We start from the raw sequence: 1,640 nt of genomic DNA, 5'->3' as shown, positions 1-1,640 counted from the left end.
GCGTTCCAATCATCACTACCAGGTGGAAATCAATCCCCGATATCGTTGAGGACGAAGTGACAGGGCTTCTGATTCAACCTGGAAGTCCGGAACAGATCTTGAGAGCCTTCGACAGACTTGCATCTGACAAGGAGTTATACGAAACACTATCCTCAGGAGGATATGAATTCGCCAGGACGTTTTCAGAGAAAACTGTCGTAAAAACACTGCTTATCGATGAGATCCTGGGACTGAACAAAAAGAATCAGGAATGAGGCCCGTTCTGGTCGGCCCGCCAAAGATAAGGGATCAGAAAAAGTATTCGCCGGTTATGCATCAAATGTATCAGATTGTAAAAAGAGACGATTATGAAAAAAGATCATTCTCACATCTACAAAGATAAATCACTTAAGAACTGGCCCCACAGACAGCGCCTGAAAGAGATCAAATCTGTCATCGAAAAAGAAGGAAGCCGTAGTCATGGAACTTTAACTTATGCAGATGTGGGGTGTGGAACTGGTTTTTTGACCAAGGTTGTAGCGAATCAACTTAAACCAGAGGAGGTATACGGATTTGATCATTCTGAACATCTCGAAGTTGCTAGAAAAAAGAACCCGTCTTTTAAGTTTGAGTTTATGGAGTTAAATAATCCAGCTGATGTGGGACAGCATGATTTCGTTACATGCTTCGAAACGATTGAACATGTCGGGAACCCTGATTCAGCTTTAAGTAATTTGATAAAAATGACAAAAAGTGGTGGGACTCTTTTACTTACTGCACCAATCGAGATCGGTCCGGTTGGTCTGGTGAAGTTTCTTGCCAAGACTATAGTATACAATTATAAACTGGATGAACTTTCGGGGAATGGTGCGAACCTCTACAATAAGTATTTACTTGCATTGATATCTTACAAAGATATCAGCAAGTTCAGAGATCAAAGGTTCGGATGGGGCACACACTTCGGATTCGATTACCGACGAGTAGATGACTTATTAAGATCGAAGAAAATAAAATATAGAACGAAGAATGTCGTCACAACGAGATTCTATATAGTGAAACCATAATCACCCGACGTATAGCGGTGGCGCGAGAACAGATTTAGGGGCGAGCCATGATTCATGACCCGCCCCTCCCTGTATTTTATTCTTCGTCCTTCTCCAGTTCCTTGAGAAGAAGATGATCACCAGTCTCTTCGACAACCTTCCTGTACCAGCTTTCCGGATATCCCGGATGCTTCACATTACCCAGTTCGTCTTTGAGATTTCCATCCATGTATTTTACCAGAAGATCTTCCCCGAGCCTGCGCCATCTCGCTACTGTCGCATCTGCCGTTCTGCAGGAATACTCGGTCAAATAGTCGATAGCAAGTCCGGGTGATTTTTCGAACAGCGATGCGGCGGCATCATCAATCACAGACTGGTCCGCGAGGAACTTTCCTTCGAGATCCCTCTGCACGATAATGATATCCCCTATCATCTCGGAGTATCTCGAATAGGCGTAGTTCGAGACCCAGTTGAAGGTCCAGAAAGCGCTTTCCCAGGTGAAATGTTGAAAATCGCCGGTCCCGACCGCGTAGGAATGGGGGACCTTGTTTATTCCACAATAAATCGGGACATAAACAGTGCTGTACGTGTCATCCACACTGAACCATGTGACTCCGC

Annotated in this window: 3 protein-coding genes; 2 read left to right on the top strand and 1 reads right to left on the bottom strand. The window is 44.5% G+C overall.

All coding sequences use genetic code 11. From position 1 onward, the window contains the following. Together KOO63_08440 and KOO63_08435 are read left to right on the top strand one after the other, a co-directional pair. On the top strand, positions 1-254 hold a 254-nt coding region (locus KOO63_08440; protein MBU8921834.1), incomplete at its 5' end, for a glycosyltransferase. Between the two features lie 93 nt (positions 255-347). Next, positions 348-1,043 (top strand): class I SAM-dependent methyltransferase, encoded by a 696-nt coding sequence (locus KOO63_08435; GenBank protein MBU8921833.1) that lies wholly within the window; start codon positions 348-350, stop codon positions 1,041-1,043. A gap of 76 nt (positions 1,044-1,119) precedes the next feature. Here the strand turns inward: KOO63_08435 and KOO63_08430 are convergent. Further along, positions 1,120-1,640, bottom strand: a 521-nt coding sequence (locus KOO63_08430; GenBank protein ID MBU8921832.1) for a C69 family dipeptidase, incomplete at its 5' end; no start/stop codon positions are given.

The organism is Candidatus Latescibacterota bacterium (genome assembly GCA_019038625.1).
Lineage (GTDB): Bacteria > Krumholzibacteriota > Krumholzibacteriia > Krumholzibacteriales > Krumholzibacteriaceae > JAGLYV01.
The sequence above is the reverse complement of the archived record's forward strand: the minus strand, read 5'-3'. Positions and strand labels throughout refer to the sequence as shown.

Coding starts and splice junctions, on each gene's coding strand:
- KOO63_08435 (MBU8921833.1), top strand. CDS start 348: ATGAAAAAAGATCATTCTCACATCTACAAAGATAAATCACTTAAGAAC.